The sequence below is a fragment of the Streptomyces sp. NPDC059582 genome (genome assembly GCF_042735715.1).
Classification (GTDB): Bacteria; Actinomycetota; Actinomycetes; order Streptomycetales; family Streptomycetaceae; genus Streptomyces.
Map to the genome: position 1 here is coordinate 3,945 of NZ_JBHWCC010000054.1, position 15,109 is coordinate 19,053.

15 protein-coding genes and 1 pseudogene are annotated in these 15,109 nt (G+C 71.0%); 9 read left to right on the forward strand and 7 right to left on the reverse strand.

Annotation, left to right across the window (positions count from 1 at the left end):
• A pseudogene (locus ACFV0T_RS33660) lies at positions 1–507 on the forward strand (hypothetical protein); the annotation flags it as partial.
• A gap of 84 nt (positions 508–591) precedes the next feature.
• Positions 592–1,461, forward strand: a complete 870-nt coding sequence (locus ACFV0T_RS33665) for an alpha/beta fold hydrolase (RefSeq protein WP_385787692.1) — start codon at positions 592–594, stop codon at positions 1,459–1,461.
• A gap of 35 nt (positions 1,462–1,496) precedes the next feature.
• Here ACFV0T_RS33665 and ACFV0T_RS33670 read toward each other — a convergent pair whose 3' ends face one another.
• A complete protein-coding gene (locus ACFV0T_RS33670; RefSeq protein WP_385787815.1) occupies positions 1,497–2,405 on the reverse strand; it encodes an NYN domain-containing protein in 909 nt (302 codons plus the stop codon).
• Positions 2,406–2,622: 217 nt separating this feature from the next.
• Here ACFV0T_RS33670 and ACFV0T_RS33675 point away from each other — a divergent pair, with 217 nt between their 5' ends.
• Positions 2,623–2,775 (forward strand): hypothetical protein, encoded by a 153-nt coding sequence (locus ACFV0T_RS33675; RefSeq protein WP_351148613.1) that lies wholly within the window; start codon positions 2,623–2,625, stop codon positions 2,773–2,775.
• Between the two features lie 281 nt (positions 2,776–3,056).
• On the opposite strand, the gene ACFV0T_RS33680 is transcribed toward ACFV0T_RS33675, so the two are convergent.
• The 3 genes from ACFV0T_RS33680 to ACFV0T_RS33690 all read right to left on the reverse strand — a co-directional run bounded on the left by ACFV0T_RS33680 (position 3,057) and on the right by ACFV0T_RS33690 (position 5,729).
• Complete coding sequence (locus ACFV0T_RS33680) at positions 3,057–3,662, reverse strand: MarC family protein (protein ID WP_385787695.1); 606 nt, start codon at positions 3,660–3,662, stop codon at positions 3,057–3,059.
• Between the two features lie 68 nt (positions 3,663–3,730).
• A complete protein-coding gene (locus ACFV0T_RS33685; protein ID WP_385787698.1) occupies positions 3,731–4,588 on the reverse strand; it encodes a PHP domain-containing protein in 858 nt (285 codons plus the stop codon).
• A gap of 499 nt (positions 4,589–5,087) precedes the next feature.
• Positions 5,088–5,729: a DUF6758 family protein gene (locus ACFV0T_RS33690; protein ID WP_385787701.1), complete on the reverse strand. Its 642-nt coding sequence runs from the start codon at positions 5,727–5,729 to the stop codon at positions 5,088–5,090.
• Between the two features lie 214 nt (positions 5,730–5,943).
• Between ACFV0T_RS33690 and ACFV0T_RS33695 the strand changes: the two genes are divergently transcribed.
• Positions 5,944–7,167 carry an MFS transporter gene (locus ACFV0T_RS33695; protein ID WP_385787703.1) on the forward strand — a complete coding sequence of 408 codons (1,224 nt, stop codon included), beginning with the start codon at positions 5,944–5,946 and terminating at the stop codon, positions 7,165–7,167.
• Positions 7,168–7,322: 155 nt separating this feature from the next.
• Here ACFV0T_RS33695 and ACFV0T_RS33700 read toward each other — a convergent pair whose 3' ends face one another.
• Positions 7,323–7,919, reverse strand: a complete 597-nt coding sequence (locus tag ACFV0T_RS33700) for a suppressor of fused domain protein (protein WP_385787706.1) — start codon at positions 7,917–7,919, stop codon at positions 7,323–7,325.
• A 456-nt stretch (positions 7,920–8,375) separates the two neighbouring features.
• Between ACFV0T_RS33700 and ACFV0T_RS33705 the strand changes: the two genes are divergently transcribed.
• Both ACFV0T_RS33705 and ACFV0T_RS33710 read left to right on the forward strand, forming a co-directional pair.
• Positions 8,376–9,536, forward strand: a complete 1,161-nt coding sequence (locus ACFV0T_RS33705; protein WP_385787709.1) for a magnesium and cobalt transport protein CorA — start codon at positions 8,376–8,378, stop codon at positions 9,534–9,536.
• Positions 9,537–9,559: 23 nt separating this feature from the next.
• Positions 9,560–10,075 carry a hypothetical protein gene (locus tag ACFV0T_RS33710; protein WP_385787712.1) on the forward strand — a complete coding sequence of 172 codons (516 nt, stop codon included), beginning with the start codon at positions 9,560–9,562 and terminating at the stop codon, positions 10,073–10,075.
• Positions 10,076–10,200: 125 nt separating this feature from the next.
• On the opposite strand, the gene ACFV0T_RS33715 is transcribed toward ACFV0T_RS33710, so the two are convergent.
• Positions 10,201–10,956, reverse strand: a complete 756-nt coding sequence (locus ACFV0T_RS33715) for a hypothetical protein (RefSeq protein ID WP_385787715.1) — start codon at positions 10,954–10,956, stop codon at positions 10,201–10,203.
• 252 nt (positions 10,957–11,208) lie between these two features.
• Here ACFV0T_RS33715 and ACFV0T_RS33720 point away from each other — a divergent pair, with 252 nt between their 5' ends.
• Genes ACFV0T_RS33720 through ACFV0T_RS33730 form a run of 3 tightly spaced genes read left to right on the forward strand, consistent with a single transcriptional unit; the run spans position 11,209 to position 14,312 of the window.
• Positions 11,209–12,540: a magnesium transporter MgtE N-terminal domain-containing protein gene (locus ACFV0T_RS33720; RefSeq protein WP_385787718.1), complete on the forward strand. Its 1,332-nt coding sequence runs from the start codon at positions 11,209–11,211 to the stop codon at positions 12,538–12,540.
• Positions 12,530–13,135, forward strand: a complete 606-nt coding sequence (locus ACFV0T_RS33725) for a DUF1003 domain-containing protein (protein WP_385787721.1) — start codon at positions 12,530–12,532, stop codon at positions 13,133–13,135. The genes ACFV0T_RS33720 and ACFV0T_RS33725 overlap by 11 nt, the downstream gene beginning before the upstream one ends.
• Positions 13,136–13,178: 43 nt before the next feature.
• Positions 13,179–14,312 carry an Mrp/NBP35 family ATP-binding protein gene (locus ACFV0T_RS33730; protein ID WP_385787723.1) on the forward strand — a complete coding sequence of 378 codons (1,134 nt, stop codon included), beginning with the start codon at positions 13,179–13,181 and terminating at the stop codon, positions 14,310–14,312.
• 109 nt (positions 14,313–14,421) lie between these two features.
• On the opposite strand, the gene ACFV0T_RS33735 is transcribed toward ACFV0T_RS33730, so the two are convergent.
• Complete coding sequence (locus ACFV0T_RS33735) at positions 14,422–15,078, reverse strand: hypothetical protein (RefSeq protein ID WP_385787726.1); 657 nt, start codon at positions 15,076–15,078, stop codon at positions 14,422–14,424.
• Positions 15,079–15,109 lie beyond the last annotated feature (31 nt).

The following is a 15,109-nucleotide window of genomic DNA, read 5'->3' on the forward strand; positions in this document are numbered from 1 at the left end:
CGCAAGACCGCGGCCACCGCACCGGCACCGGAGGCGGACGCCACCGAGGCCGAGGCGAAGCCCAAGGCACGGCGCACCCGCAAGGTCGCCGCCGCCGAGACCGCGGTCGACACGGCCGAGGCCACCGAGGCGAAGCCGCGCCGCACCCGCAAGGCGGCGACGACGGCCGAGACGGTGCTCGACACCGCCGAAGCCAGCGTGGCCACGGAGACCGCCGAGGCCAAGCCGCGCCGCACGCGTAAGACGGCGGCGGCCGTGGAGACGGCGGCCGAGGCCACCGAGGCCAAGCCGCGTCGCACCCGCACCCGCAAGGTCGCCGAGCCGGAGACGACGGCCACCGCCGACATCCCGGCCCAGACCGCGCAGGAACCGGAACCCAAGGCACGCCGCACCCGCAAGACCGCGGCCACCGCACCGGCACCGGAGGCGGACGCCACCGAGGCCGAGGCGAAGCCCAAGGCACGGCGCACCCGCAAGGTCGCCGCCGCGGAGACCGCGGAGAGCTGAGCACGGCCCGAGGGCCCGGTCCACACAGGTGGGCCGGGCCCCCGGCGTTTCGGCGCCCGCCGTGCCGCCCGATAGCCTCACCCCGTGACCGACCCCACCGCCTTCGACACACCCCAGGGCGCTCGCGCCTACCCGCTGCGGACCACGCGCGGCGAGTTCGCTGTCGTCGACATGCCCCCGGCCGCGGAAGCCGAGGTGAGGGGTGTGGCGCTGATGCTGCCCGGGTTCACGGGGAGCAAGGAGGACTTCAACCTGGTGCACGCGCCGCTGGCCGCGCGCGGGTACCGGACCATTGCCGTGGACGGGCGGGGCCAGTACGAGTCCGACGGCCCGGCCGACGACGAATCGGCCTACGAACAGAGCGAGTTGGCGCAGGATGTGCTCGCGCAGGCCGAGGCGCTCGGCACCCCCGTGCATCTCGTCGGACACTCCCTCGGCGGCCAGATCGCCCGCTGCGCCGCCCTGCTGGACCACTCCCCGTTCCGCTCGCTCACCCTCCTCGCCTCGGGCCCGGCCCGGATCTCCGTCTCCCAGGAGCAGCGCGTGAAGCTGCTGCGGGACGCCCTCGACGTGATGACCATGACCGAGGTGTGGGAGGCGATCCGGGCCATGGGACCGCCCGAGGAGGTCGGCGGCCCGGCCCGCGGCCTCGGCACCCAGGAGCAGTTGCGCCGCCGCTGGCTGGGCACCAGTCCCGCCCAACTCCGGGTCACTGGGCGGCAGTTGTGCGGCGAGCCCGACCGGGTCGCCGAACTCTCCGCCCTTCCGCTGCCGTTCCACGTCGTGTCGGGCGCCCGCGACGACACCTGGCCGGTGACCGTTCTCGACGAGATGGCGGTACGGCTGGGGGCGCACCGGACGGTCGTACCGGGCGCCGAGCACTCACCGAACGTGGACCAGCCGCTGCCGACCGCCCGGGCGCTCGCCGGCTTCTGGGACGAGCACACTCGGTAGCGGTGGGTCCGGGGCGGTCCCCCGGACGCCGCTGGTCAGTACTGCGTCTGCAGGTGCTCCCAGAAGCCGTCGCGCAGCGCGCGCCGCAGGTCCGATTGGCCGCGGAGCGAGTACGAGAGCAGCCCCTCGGCCTCGACCAGCAGGTCCTGGTCGACCGATCCCGGCAGGTAGGGATGGCCGGGCAGCAGTTCTACCAGCGCGTCGCGGCCCCGCGCCGCCAGCCACTTCGCCGCGATCTGGGCGCCCACGAAGCGGACGTCCTCGCGTGTGGGCCGGGCGGACGCCGACGCCGGCTCGTAGGTGGGGGCGGTGCGCCGGGACACGTACGGCTTGAAGAAGTCGAGGTCGAGGGTGCGCTGGCTGTCGACCTCCCAGAGCAGGGGCTCGGCCTGGTTGCGGCCCTCGGGAGCCTCGATGCCCCACAGGTGCACCCGGGCGCCGTACCCCTGCGCCGCCTCGACGGCCGACACCAGATCCTCGTCGCCGCCGAGGAGCGCGGCGTCGCTGATGGCGCGGTGCCGGGCGAGTGACTCCAGGTCCGTACGGATCAGGGAGTCGACGCCCTTCTGCTGGTTGTTGGCGTTGAGGTTGCCCAGGCGCACCTTCACGTCGGGCAGTTCCGCGATGGACTGCTGCTCGGCGGTGTGGATGCGACGCCGGGCACCGTCGTACCAGTAGACCCGCAGCAGCCTGCTGTCCGCGAAGATCGTGCGGGCGCGGTCGATGAGCGCCTCGATCAGGCCCTCGGCGTCGAGGTCGAAGGCGCGGCGGTCCTCGGTGCCGGCCACCAGCCGGCCGGCGGCCGCGTACAGGTACCCCGCGTCGACGAAGATCGCGTGGGTCGAGGGTGTCTTCGCCACCTCGGCGAGCATGCGCTGGAGCAGCGCGTTCGTGCGGTCGATGCGGGCGGTCAGGTCCGCGAGGTCGTCGTTCATCGCCTCCATTGTCCCGGCGGTCACGCTGCGAACACAACCGGTCCCGTTCAGTCTCCGCAAACTCACTTACCGGGCAGTAGTTAGCCGTTCGAAAAATTTCTTTAGCGTAGGGAATGTCTGTAACACGCAACGCGTTGACTACTCATAGAGCAGGGGGCACAAACGCCCCCCGTTCCTTCCAGCCAGTAGTTCTCCTCAGGAGGATGACCAGACGAAGGGGGAAGCAATGCGCTTCGAAATCCTGCGACTCGACGACATCGACGGCACGCCCGTGGACACCACCGTCGTGGACGCCGCCTCCGTCAACCGGATCGTTCAGCAGGCCGCCGCCATAGGGCAGCGGCTGTGGATCCGTCCGGCCGACACCTCGGCCTCATAACGTACGGATCACCATCCATAGACTTCAGAGCCCCGTGGGGCGGCCGGCCCGACCGGCGTCCCACGGGGCTCTGCGTGTTCCCGGGGCGGGTCCGCCGGGGCCCTGCGCGCTCCCGTGGCCGGCCCGCCGTATACGACCGGCTCACCGCCCGACCCGCGTACGGCTGTCGCCGACCCGCGTACGGCTGTCGCCGACCGGCGTACGGCTGTCACATGAGCCGGTCGCGACACCGTCTGTCGCCTCGATCGCCGCCCGGGCCGGTCGCGACCCAGGCCGCCGCCTCAGGCGCCGCGGACCACCTGGGTGATGCCGTTGATGATCTGCTGCACGGCGATCGCGGAGAGCATCATGCCCGCGAGCCGGGTCACCAGTACCACGCCGCCGTCCCTGATGACGCGGATGATCACCAGCGAGTACCGCATGACGAACCACAGCACGACGTGGATCGCGACGATCGCCGTCCACACCGACACCTGCGAGGCCACGCTGTCCGCCTTCTGCACGGCCAGGATCACGGACACGATCGCGCCCGGGCCCGCCAGCAGCGGCATGCCCAGCGGTACGAGCGCCACGTTGACGTCCTTGGTCTGCTTCGGCTCGTCGGTCTTGCCGGTGAGCAGGTCGAGCGCGATGAGCAGGAGCAGCAGACCGCCCGCGATCATCAGCGCCGGCACGGACACGTGCAGATAGTCCAGGATCTGGTGCCCGAGCAGTCCGAACACGGCGATCACACCGCCGGCCACGCACACGGCCTGGAAGGCCATGCGCTTCTGCACCTTGGCGGGACGGCCGGCGGTCAGCGCGAGGAAGATCGGGGTGATCCCGGGGGGATCCATGATGACAAAAAGGGTCAGGAAGAGAGAGCCGAAGACAGCGACGTCGAACATGAGAGTGAGAAGGCCTTGCGGAAGAGGTGAGCGAACAGGGTGAGAGGTGGCGAGGGGAGAGGCGAGCCTCAGGCTCCGCCCGTCCCCGGCACGGGGAACGCCCCGGTCGCCCGCCGGGTGATCTCCCCGTACACCTCGGGATCCGTGGTGTACGCGCCGAGCGCGACCGTCTTCCGGCTGCCGTGGTAGTCCGAGGACCCCGTGACGAGCAGTCCCAGATCGGCGGCCAGCGCGCGCAGCCGGACCCGCGCGTCGGGGTCGTGGTCCATGTGGTCGACCTCGACGCCGTCCAGCCCCGCCGCCGCCATCTCGGCGATCGCGGCCTCCGGCACCGTGCGGCCCCGCTTGGCGGCGGCCGGGTGCGCGAACACGGTGACTCCCCCGGCGCCCTTGACCAGCCGGATGGCCTCGAACGGGTCGGTCTCGTGCTTCGCCACGAAGACCCGGCCGCCGTCGGCCAGCCAGTCCTGGGTGAACGCGTCGCTCACGGTGGGCACGACGCCCAGCTCGACGAGCGCGGACGCGACGTGCGGCCGTCCGACGGAGCCGTCACCGGCGATCCGGGCGACCTGCTCCCAGGTGACGGGCACACCCAGCTCGTTGAGCCTGGCGATCATGCCCTTGGCCCGCGGCACCCGGTCGTCCCGCACCAGCTCGCGCTCGGCGAGCAGCGCGGGCTCCTCGGGGTCGAAGAGGTAGGCCAGCATGTGCATGCCGATGCCGTCGATACGGCAGGACAGCTCGGCACCGGTGACCAGGGTGAGCCCCTCCGGCAGCGCGGCGGTCGCCTCGGCGTGTCCGCGGGTGGTGTCGTGGTCGGTCAGCGCGACCACGTCCAGCCCGGCCGCGGCGGCGGCTCGCACCAGCTCGGCCGGGGTGTCCGTACCGTCGGAAGCCGTGGAGTGGCAGTGCAGGTCGATACGCACGACGCGGGCTCCTGGCGGTGACAGGGCGGAGGGGGACGCTCCAGCATAACGGGAGAACGGAACGCCTCTGTCACACCCACACCCGCCGAGCGCCCCCTACATTCGCGCCACTGTCGCACCTTGAGCGGTGGCACATACCGGCGGGGCACCCCAAGCACACATCGGGGCTCGGGCCGTACGCCCTCTCCAGCGGCACGCATCAGGGCTCCGGCGACCCGCCACAGAACTCCGTCGGCACGCATCAGGGCTCCGTCAGCACACGCCAGGACTCCGGCGACCCGCCACAGAACTCCGTCAGCACACATCAGGACTCCGGCGACCCGCCACAGAACTCCGTCAGCACACATCAGGACTCCGGCAACCCGACCCAGGACTCCGTCAGCACACATCAGGACTCCGGCAACCCGACCCAGGACTCCAGCACGCGGCAGGACTCCAGCGGCGCGCCCCCACGGTTCCGGCGGCCCGCTCCAGGGGTGCCGGCTCCAGCGTCCGCGGGCTAAGGCTCCAGCAGGCGCGGCGACAGCGCCCCGCACGGGACCAAATCCAGCTCGGCCCCGGCGTCCCGCAGGTCGGTCAGCACCAGCTCGTCGTACATCAGCAGCCCCGACTGCTCGGGCCACACGACCGCCCACACCCACAGGCCCAGCGCCTCGCCCGCGAAGACGGCACGGTCGGCGGGGACACCGGTGACATGCCAGAGCGGGGTCGGCCGGCCGGCCGCCAGCACCTTGGCCTGGGGCGGCTTCTCGACGTCCATGGACGGACCCGGGTCCGGGCCGTCGATGCCGGCGTACCGCGCGCCGAGGCCGACGCCGAGTTCCTCCGCGACCAGGATCAGTTCCCCCATGCCGCCGAGCGGGCCGGGACCCGAGCAGGCCACGGCGGTAGCGCGGCCGCCGCTACGGTCGTCACCGGCGTAGGCCACACCCGTGAACAGCCACCCGACCGGCAGTGGCCAGGGCATCCACACCGGCACCTGGGTGCGATGCACCACGACGCTGAGGGCCTCGACGCTGGGCGGGATCACGGGCTGCAGTGGATGCACCGTGCCGTGCGCATCGCACTGCCAGGAATCGGCGAAGAGTCCGGGAGCCCTGACCCGGCCACCACACTTCGGGCAACTGGGTTCGCCCCTCATAGAGCTCCACGGTCCTACCCGCGCACGCCCACGTCAAGGACGATCACCCGTCCGGGCGGAACCCGCGTCACCCGACCCCCGACCGGACCCCGAACACACCCTCGATCGCATTCCGATCACACCCCCCTCGGCAAACTACATGTAGCTTGCATTAATTAGCCGACCTAACTTACTATGTGTATACACCAACTATCTCCTCCGGATTGGAGAACCAATGGACCCCTTCGACGCCGGAGCCGGCAGCCTCCTGCGGCAGCCCAAGGCGGTCTGGGCGACGGCCGGCGCGTCGGTCGTCGCGTTCATGGGCATCGGCCTCGTCGACCCGATCCTGCCGTCCATCGCCCAGGGCCTGAACGCCACGACAAGCCAGGTCTCCCTGCTTTTCACCTCGTATTTCCTGATCACCGCCGTCGCGATGCTGGTCACGGGCTTCGTCTCCAGCCGCATCGGCGGCCGCAAGACCCTGCTGCTCGGTCTCGCATTCGTCGTGGTCTTCGCCGGACTCGCGGGCACGTCCGGCTCGGTCGGCGAACTCGTCGGGTTCCGGGCCGGCTGGGGTCTGGGCAACGCGCTCTTCGTGTCGACGGCCCTCGCGGTCATCGTCGGCGCGGCCGCGGGCGGCAGCGCCGCCGCGATCCTGCTCTACGAGTCCGCCCTCGGCCTCGGCATGGCGTGCGGCCCGCTGCTGGGCGCCCTGCTCGGCAACGCCAGCTGGCGCTACCCGTTCTTCGGCACCGCGTTCCTGATGGCGGTCGGCTTCCTGTGCATCACGGTGTTCCTGAAGGAGCAGCCCCGGCCGGCTCGAAAGACCTCGCTCCTCGACCCGCTCAAGGCGCTCGGGCACGGCGGTCTCGCCTCCGCGGCGGTCTCGGCGTTCTTCTACAACTACACGTTCTTCACCGTGCTGGCCTTCACGCCGTTCGTGCTGAACATGACCCCGTACAGGTCGGGCGCCGTGTTCTTCGCCTGGGGCGTGCTGCTGGCCGTGTTCTCGGTGCTCGTGGCGCCGCGGATGCAGGCGCGGTTCGGCTCGCTGAAGGTGCTCGGCGGCTCACTCGTGCTGCTCGCCGTCGACGTACTGGTCCTCGGCTACGGCGACCACACCACGGCCGTCGTCTGCACGGTCCTGTCCGGCGCCTTCATCGGCGTGAACAACACGGTCTACACCGAACTGGCGCTCGGCGTCTCGGACGCGCCGCGTCCCGTGGCCAGCGCGGGCTACAACTTCGTGCGCTGGTTCGCCGCCGCCGCGGCGCCGTACTTCGCGCCGAAGATCGAGGAGTGGAGCGACATCCACATCCCGTTCGTGGTCGCGGCGGTCACGGCCGTCCTCGGCGCGGTGGTGGTCTTCGTACGACGTGACGCGCTGACGCACGAGGCGCAGGAGCTGGAGCCGCAGCACGCGACGCAGGACGGCGTCGCCGTCTTCGCCGACTGAGCGCACCGAACATGCCGGGCGCGCTGGACATGCTGAGCACACTGAACCGACCGGGACACCGAACGGACCGGCTCACAGACTCGGCCGGCTCACAGACTCGGCCGGCTCGACCGGCTCAACCGACGCTTTCCGGCCACTCGTTGATGAGAGGTTACTCACTCCAGCGGGACGGATCTGCGGGACGGATCCCGCAGGTCCGTCCCGTTCGTCAGCCAGCGCTCCTGGAGGGCCTGCGCGCCGTGGACACGCTTCCACGCGGCCTCGTTCGCGGTCATGGGGAGCAGCGGCAGGAACCGTACGGGATCGAGCGGCTCGTCCAGTTCCAGGTCCTCGACCAGACCGCCCGGCTCGGCGACCAGGACCGAGGTGAACGGGGCGCCCGGCCACAGCGGGCCGCCCACGTCGAGCGAGGCACCGGGGGTCACGACCAGACCTTCGACCTGCGGAGACGCGGCGAGTACGGCGAGTGGACGGAGCACCTTGTCGGTGTCGGCGAGGCCCGCGCGGACGGAGAGGACCAGCTCGGCGCGGGGGCCCTTGACCGGGTCGGCGAGCACGGCGGTGGGGTCCGCCATGGGCTGGGCGGACATGCCGAGCGTGGCGTAGCGGACCACCGCGCCCTCGGTGGAGTCGTCCCGGAAGCGGAGCACCTCGATGCGGTCGGTACCGAGGAAGGTGACCGCGGCGCGCGCGTCCGGCTCGCCCAGCGCGGTACGCAACCGGGCCTCCACCAGAGGAAGAACATCAGCCATGGGGCGAGCATAGATCTCGTCAGTACCAGGCAAAGCAGCACCTTGACACTTCAGTCGGCTGTTACTCTTGCCCGGTGGTTCGGGGCAGCACGCAGAAGCGTCGCGATCAAGCCCCGACGCCGATGGAACTCCCTTACGAGGGACCGGCCGGAGGAGGTGGGGCTGCAATGGACCGAAGTCGACCTGGCAGTACCACCCGCTCTTCCGGCCGCTGATGTAGCTGCTCTGGCTCTGGCTGGCTGCCACCTCTCGCGCCCGTATTTCTACGGAAGAGCACTTCGTTTCGTTTTACCTGATCTGTCTGATCTGAATCAGTAGCGAAGCTCGCCACCGCAACGGTGCGGTGCTCCCCGCTTTGTGGACGTGCCAAACATCCGCAGTCAGGACGTCCCCATTCCGGGTAGTTCCACCCGTTTTCCGGAGGCTTTTCGTTGCCTGTCGCGAAGGAGCCTGCCCATGTCGATGATCCGCGACCTGCGTTCCGTGGTCCGCCCGTCCCGCGTCTCGCTGCGCAAGGACGTTCTGCGCAGGGACGGTCTGCGCACGGACGGTCTGCGCACGGACGGCGGGGTGTACGACACCACCCGCGACCCCTCGACGCCGTCCGCCGTCGTGGACTGCGCCATCTACCGTGACGGCGCCCGCGTCGAGACCGCGACGCCGCTGACCCCGCACGAGGCGATGCGCCTGGTGCGGCGCGACGGCGGCTTCGTGTGGATCGGTCTGCACGAGCCGACCGAGGCCGAATTCGCCGGTATCGCCCGTGAGTTCGGACTGCACCCGCTGGCCGTGGAGGACGCCGTGCAGGCGCACCAGCGGCCGAAGCTGGAGCGCTACGACGACTCCCTGTTCACGGTGTTCAAGACCATCCACTACGTCGAGCACGACCGGCTCACCGCCAACAGCGAGGTCGTCGAGACCGGCGAGGTCATGTGCTTCACCGGCCGGGACTTCTTCATCACCGTCCGGCACGGCGGCCAGGGCTCGCTGCGCGCGCTGCGCCACCGCCTCCAGGACGACCCCGAGCTGCTCGCGAAGGGCCCGTCGGCCGTGCTGCACGCCATCGCCGACCACGTCGTCGACGGCTACATCGCGGTCGCCGACGCCGTGCAGGACGACATCGACGAGGTGGAGACCGAGGTGTTCTCGCCGGGCCGCAAGGGCAGTCCGCGCGGCACGGACGCCGGACGGATCTACCAACTCAAGCGCGAGGTGCTGGAGTTCAAGCGCGCGGTGTCGCCGCTCCTGCGCCCCATGCAGCTGCTGAGCGAGCGGCCCATGCGGCTGGTCGACCCGGACATCCAGAAGTACTTCCGGGATGTCGCCGACCACCTCGCCCGGGTCCAGGAGCAGGTCGTCGGCTTCGACGAACTGCTCAACTCGATCCTCCAGGCCAACCTCGCGCAGGCGTCGGTCGCGCAGAACGAGGACATGCGGAAGATCACGTCCTGGGCCGCCATCATCGCCGTACCGACGATGGTGTGCGGGGTGTACGGGATGAACTTCGACTACATGCCCGAGACGCACTGGAAGTTCGGCTACCCCGTGATCATGTCGGTCACGGTGGTCATCTGTCTGGGCATCCACCGCACGCTGAAGCGCAACGGCTGGCTGTGAGGCTGCCTGGTTAGGCTGGGCCCATGACAAGCGAGCTGCTCGACCAGGCCCTCGTCGAGGAGGCCACGAAGAAGTCCGGCCTCATCTGGGTCCGGGGCTCCGGTGTCCCCGCCGCGCGTCCGCTGTGGCACGTGTGGCACGAGGGCGCGGCCTGCCTGATCGGCGACGGGCCCGGGGAGCAGCCGCTGCCGGGACTGGCCGCCGGGACCGAGGCGGAGGTCACCGTCCGCAGCAAGGACAAGGGGGGCCGGCTGGTCTCCTGGACGGCGCGGGTCGTCGAGCTGGCGCCGGGGTCCGAGGAGTGGGCGGCGACCGTCGCCGAGCTCAAGGGCAAACGCCTGAACGCGCCCGACGGCGAGGCCATGACGGACCGCTGGTCCCGTGAGTGCCGGCTGCTGCGGCTGGAGCCCACGGGGGCGACGGCGCCGCTTCCCGACGGCTCCCTGGCCGAGGCGCCGGTGGCGACACCGGCGACCACACGGCAGCCGGTTCCGGCGGGGCTGCCCCGCCTCCTGCTGAAGAAGCGCGGCCGCCGCTGAGGCGTGAGGGGTCGGCAGGCGCGGGGGCCTCGGAAGTCGGCCGCCGCCGAGGCCTGAGGGGGCGGTTGCCACTGAAGCGTCAGGGGGCGACCGCCACTGAAGCGTGAGGGGGCAGCCACTGAGGCCTACGAGGTCGGCAGCTGCTGCCCGTAGTCCACCGTGTCGCCCTTCGCCGGTTCCTTCACGGTGAAGTCCTTGCCCCAGTCGGAGAAGGTGAGCGTTCCCGCGCCGCCCGCGCGTTCGAGGCGCAGCGGGTACGGCTTGCCGTCCAGGGACACGTCCAGCGTGCCGCCGGAGCCGTCGTCGCCGGTGATGCGGATCGTCGGGACGCCCGACTGTTCGTGGTGGCCGCCCGTCCCGAGCTTGCCGTGCAGGGTCAGCAGACCGTCGAGGAGGACGTCCTTGTCGGTGAATCCGCTGAACTTCTTGTACGCGGGATCGTCCTTCGGGACCTTCACGTACTTGCCGTCGAGCTTGTCGGCGGCCGCCGTGTCCGTACCGCCGCCGCCGGTCTTGCCGTCCTCATGGCTCCAGAACTCCGCGTCGGCCTTGAGGTAGAGCTGGTCGTCGATCCGCAGCACCTGGAAGGTCGTTCCCTCGGACGTGACCGACCCGGTCCCGCCGTCGGACTTCAGGCGCATGTCGAGCGTGTACGTGCTCCCGCTGGCGACCACGGTTCCCGACAGCCGGACCGCGTCCACGGACGCGGCCGCCGTTCTCGTCCGGCTCTGGATCTTCGCGGCGGGCAGCTTGCCCACACCGTTCGTACCCTCGTCCGGGCCGGAGCTGCACCCCGTCAGTCCCGTTCCGGTCACGACCAGGGCGCACAGCGCACTCACCAGCACGGCCCGACGGCCACGGCCCTGGGGAATCGCAGTCACGGATGGGGTTGCCTCTCTCGCGGTCCTCGACGCAGTACGGCAGCGTACCGGGGCCGTCGAGGGCGAGCGGAGCCAGTCCGTCCGGACCGCTCACCAGGGCGTGCCCGAACGGGACGGGCTAGCCTGAACCACACCCGAGCGGGCACATCGGAAACGAGCGGAAATCCGGAAACCACCTCGGCTGAAGCGAACCGGAAACCACGTCAGAGGAAGCACAGCACGCCACGCCCCGTACGCAGAGGGAGCCCCGTCATGGCAGCCGGCGCCCACCGGATCTTCGTCTCGCACCTCGCCGGCGTCCCGGTCTTCGACCCGAACGGCGACCAGGTGGGGCGCGTGCGCGAGCTGATCGTCATGCTGCGCGTCGGACGCCGGCCCCCGCGCCTGCTCGGCATGGTCGTGGAACTCTCCACCCGCCGCCGCGTCTTCCTGCCCATGACCCGGGTGACCGGGATCGAGTCCGGCCAGGTCATCAGCACCGGCGTGCTCAACGTCCGCCGCTTCGAACAGCGCCCCACCGAACGCCTCGTCTTCGGCGAACTCCTCGACCGCCGGGTCACCCTGGTGGAGACCGGCGAGGAGGTCACCGTGCTCGACCTGTCGGTACGGCGACTGCCCGCCCGCCGCGACTGGGAGGTCGACCGCGCGTTCGTGCGCAAGGGGCGCAAGAGCAGCGCCTTCCGCCGCGACCGGGGCGAGACGCTGACCGTCCCCTGGTCCGCTGTCACCGGCTTCTCCCTGGAGGAGCACGGGCAGGGCGCCGAAAGCCTGCTCGCCACCTTCGAGCAGCTGCGCGCCGCCGACCTCGCCAACGTCCTGCACCACCTCTCCCCCAAGCGGCGCGCCGAGGTCGCCGCCGCCCTCGACGACGACCGGCTCGCCGACGTCCTGGAGGAGCTGCCGGAGGACGACCAGATCGAGATTCTCGGCAAGCTGAAGGAGGAGCGTGCCGCCGACGTCCTGGAGGCGATGGACCCGGACGACGCGGCCGACCTGCTCTCCGAACTGCCGGAGGAGGACAAGGAGCGGCTGCTGAGCCTGATGGAACCCGCCGACGCGGCCGACATGCGGCGCCTGATGTCGTACGAGGAGGACACCGCGGGCGGTCTGATGACGACCGAGCCGATCGTGCTGCGGCCGGACGCCACCGTCGCCGACGCCCTCGCCCGGGTCCGCAACGGCGACCTGTCCCCCGCCCTCGCCGCCCAGGTCTACGTGTGCCGCCCGCCCGAGGAGACGCCGACCGGCAAGTACCTCGGCACGGTCCACTTCCAGCGGCTGCTGCGCGACCCGCCGTACACCCTGGTGAGCGCGATCGTCGACGACGACCTGCAACCCCTGGACCCCGAAGCCGAGCTGCCGCTGGTCGCCGGGTTCTTCGCGACGTACGACATGGTCGCGGCGCCCGTCGTCGACGAGGCGGGCTCGCTGCTGGGCGCGGTGACCGTGGACGACGTGCTGGACCACATGCTGCCGGAGGACTGGCGGGAGACGGAGTTCCACCTCGACGAGGAAGCGATCGGCGAGGAAGCAGAGGAAGCAGAGGAAGCGATCGACGAGGAAACGACCGGTCATGGCTCCTGAGCGCGAGACGGTCCGCGAGCGGACCCCCGCGGGCGCCACCGCCGCCGGCCGGACACGGGCCCGGCTGGACCAGCCGCGCCCGCCCCGGCGCCGCATCCTGCCCGAGTGGGACCCGGAGGCCTTCGGGCGGCTGTCGGAGCGGATCGCGCGCTTCCTGGGCACGGGCCGGTTCATCGTCTGGATGACGGTCGTCATCATCGTGTGGGTGGTGTGGAACGTCTCCGCGCCGCACTCCCTGCGCTTCGACAACTACCCGTTCATCTTCCTGACCCTGATGCTGTCCCTCCAGGCCTCGTACGCGGCCCCGCTGATCCTGCTCGCGCAGAACCGGCAGGACGACCGCGACCGCGTCAACCTGGAACAGGACCGCAAGCAGAACGAGCGGTCCATCGCCGACACCGAGTACCTCACCCGCGAGATCGCCGCCCTGCGCATCGGCCTCGGGGAGGTGGCCACCCGCGACTGGATCCGCTCCGAACTGCACGACGTCGTGAAGGAGCTGGAGGAACGGCACCCGAACGGACACGTCACATTCCCGACAGAAAGGGCAGAACGGCCGGAACGGTCGTCGGCACGTGACGCAGACGACCGCTGACGTACTTCCCGGCGGCCGGGCCCGGCGCCGTACCATCGTTCTCATGGCTACGGAAGACGCGGTGCGCGAAGCGCTGGCGACGGTGAACGACCCCGAGATCAACCGCCCCATCACCGAACTGGGGATGGTCAAATCGGTGGAGATCGGCGCGGACGGAGCGGTCGCGGTCACCGTGTACCTGACGGTCTCGGGCTGCCCTATGCGCGACACGATCACCCAGCGGGTGACGGAGGCGGTCTCCCGGGTCGAGGGGGTCACCCGTGTCGGCGTCACGCTGGACGTGATGAGCGACGAGCAGCGCAAGGAGCTGGCGACCGCCCTGCGCGGCGGCCAGACCGAGCGCGAGGTCCCCTTCGCCAAGCCCGGCAACCTGACCCGGGTGTACGCGGTGGCGTCCGGCAAGGGCGGCGTCGGCAAGTCGTCGGTGACGGTGAACCTCGCGGCGGCGATGGCGGCCGACGGGCTCAAGGTGGGCGTCGTGGACGCCGACATCTACGGCCACTCCGTGCCGCGCATGCTGGGCGCCGACGGCCGCCCCACCCAGGTCGAGAACATGATCATGCCGCCGTCGGCGAACGGCGTGAAGGTCATCTCGATCGGCATGTTCACCCCGGGCAACGCCCCGGTCGTCTGGCGTGGCCCGATGCTTCACCGCGCCCTCCAGCAGTTCCTGGCGGACGTGTACTGGGGCGACCTGGACGTGCTCCTGCTCGACCTGCCCCCGGGCACCGGCGACATCGCCATCTCGGTCGCGCAGCTGATCCCGAACGCGGAGATCCTGGTCGTCACCACGCCCCAGCAGGCGGCGGCGGAGGTGGCCGAGCGCGCGGGCTCCATCGCCGTCCAGACCCACCAGAAGATCGTCGGCGTGGTCGAGAACATGTCGGGGCTGCCCTGCCCGCACTGCGGCGAGATGGTCGACGTCTTCGGCACCGGCGGCGGCCAGGCGGTGGCCGACGGCCTCACGCGCACGACCGGCGCGAGCGTCCCGGTCCTCGGCAGCATCCCCATCGACGTCCGGCTGCGCGAGGGCGGCGACGAGGGCAGGCCGGTGGTCCTCACCGACCCGGACTCCCCGGCGGGCTCGGCCCTGCGGGCGATCGCGGGCAAGCTCGGCGGACGGCAGCGCGGCCTCTCCGGCCTGTCGCTGGGCATCACGCCGAGGAACAAGTTCTAGCGCCGGTACTGCCGACGCCGGTCGGAACTCCCGGGTCCGGCACGGCGAGGGGCGCCGTCCTTGGTGGACGGCGCCCCTTCGCATGCTCCGGCCGGTCAGGCCGCTCCGGCTAGGCGTACGCGCTGATGTCCTTGATCATCGCGAACCCGAGACCGTACGCGCTCATGCCTTTCCCGTACGCCCCCACGTGGACGCCCGCCTCGGTCGAGCCGGCGAGGACCCATCCGAACTCGGACTCCCGGTAGTGGAACCGGGTCGGAACGCCGTCGACCGGCAGGGACAGCGTCGACCAGTCCGGCCCGTCCAGGTCGTCGGCCAGTACCCAGGCCGTCTCCGTCTGCTGGTCCAGCCACGAGTCGCGCAGGCTGTGGTCCATCTGGCCGGGCCAGGTGAAGGACAGCAGCCCCACCCCCGCCAGCCAGGCCGCGGAGGACACCGAGGTGGCCTCCAGCAGGCCGGTGCCGTCCGCGCTGCGCCGCACCGGGTTGGCGGCGACGGTGACCACGACCGCGAACCGCTCCTTGTCCTCGGTCGCCTCGTTGCGCACGGAGGGTTCCTCACCGTGCCCGATCGACCCGTGCTCCACGGCGCCGTCGGCGGCCGTACCGACCTGCATCAGCCAGCGCGGCCCCGTGAAGGCCTCGTCGAGGCCGTACCAAGGGAAGGGCGCCAGCAGGTAGCCGTCGACCGTGCGCCGGGCGGAGGGGACCTGCTGTCCGCCCTCCGTGGCCGGCGCCTGCGCGACCGCCCCACTTGTCGTCTCCATGTGCCCGGACGCCTCCTCGCTCTCGTCGGAT

Bases quoted from the DNA above. Each gene is read 5' to 3' on its own strand.
- ACFV0T_RS33705 (WP_385787709.1), top strand. From the start codon at position 8,376: ATGTCGATGATCCGCGACCTGCGTTCCGTGGTCCGCCCGTCCCGCGTC.
- ACFV0T_RS33680 (WP_385787695.1), bottom strand. From the start codon at position 3,662: ATGTTCGACGTCGCTGTCTTCGGCTCTCTCTTCCTGACCCTTTTTGTC.
- ACFV0T_RS33710 (WP_385787712.1), top strand. From the start codon at position 9,560: ATGACAAGCGAGCTGCTCGACCAGGCCCTCGTCGAGGAGGCCACGAAG.
- ACFV0T_RS33735 (WP_385787726.1), bottom strand. From the start codon at position 15,078: ATGGAGACGACAAGTGGGGCGGTCGCGCAGGCGCCGGCCACGGAGGGC.
- ACFV0T_RS33730 (WP_385787723.1), top strand. From the start codon at position 13,179: ATGGCTACGGAAGACGCGGTGCGCGAAGCGCTGGCGACGGTGAACGAC.
- ACFV0T_RS33695 (WP_385787703.1), top strand. From the start codon at position 5,944: ATGGACCCCTTCGACGCCGGAGCCGGCAGCCTCCTGCGGCAGCCCAAG.
- ACFV0T_RS33720 (WP_385787718.1), top strand. From the start codon at position 11,209: ATGGCAGCCGGCGCCCACCGGATCTTCGTCTCGCACCTCGCCGGCGTC.
- ACFV0T_RS33725 (WP_385787721.1), top strand. From the start codon at position 12,530: ATGGCTCCTGAGCGCGAGACGGTCCGCGAGCGGACCCCCGCGGGCGCC.
- ACFV0T_RS33670 (WP_385787815.1), bottom strand. From the start codon at position 2,405: ATGGAGGCGATGAACGACGACCTCGCGGACCTGACCGCCCGCATCGAC.
- ACFV0T_RS33700 (WP_385787706.1), bottom strand. From the start codon at position 7,919: ATGGCTGATGTTCTTCCTCTGGTGGAGGCCCGGTTGCGTACCGCGCTG.
- ACFV0T_RS33690 (WP_385787701.1), bottom strand. From the start codon at position 5,729: ATGAGGGGCGAACCCAGTTGCCCGAAGTGTGGTGGCCGGGTCAGGGCT.
- ACFV0T_RS33675 (WP_351148613.1), top strand. From the start codon at position 2,623: ATGCGCTTCGAAATCCTGCGACTCGACGACATCGACGGCACGCCCGTG.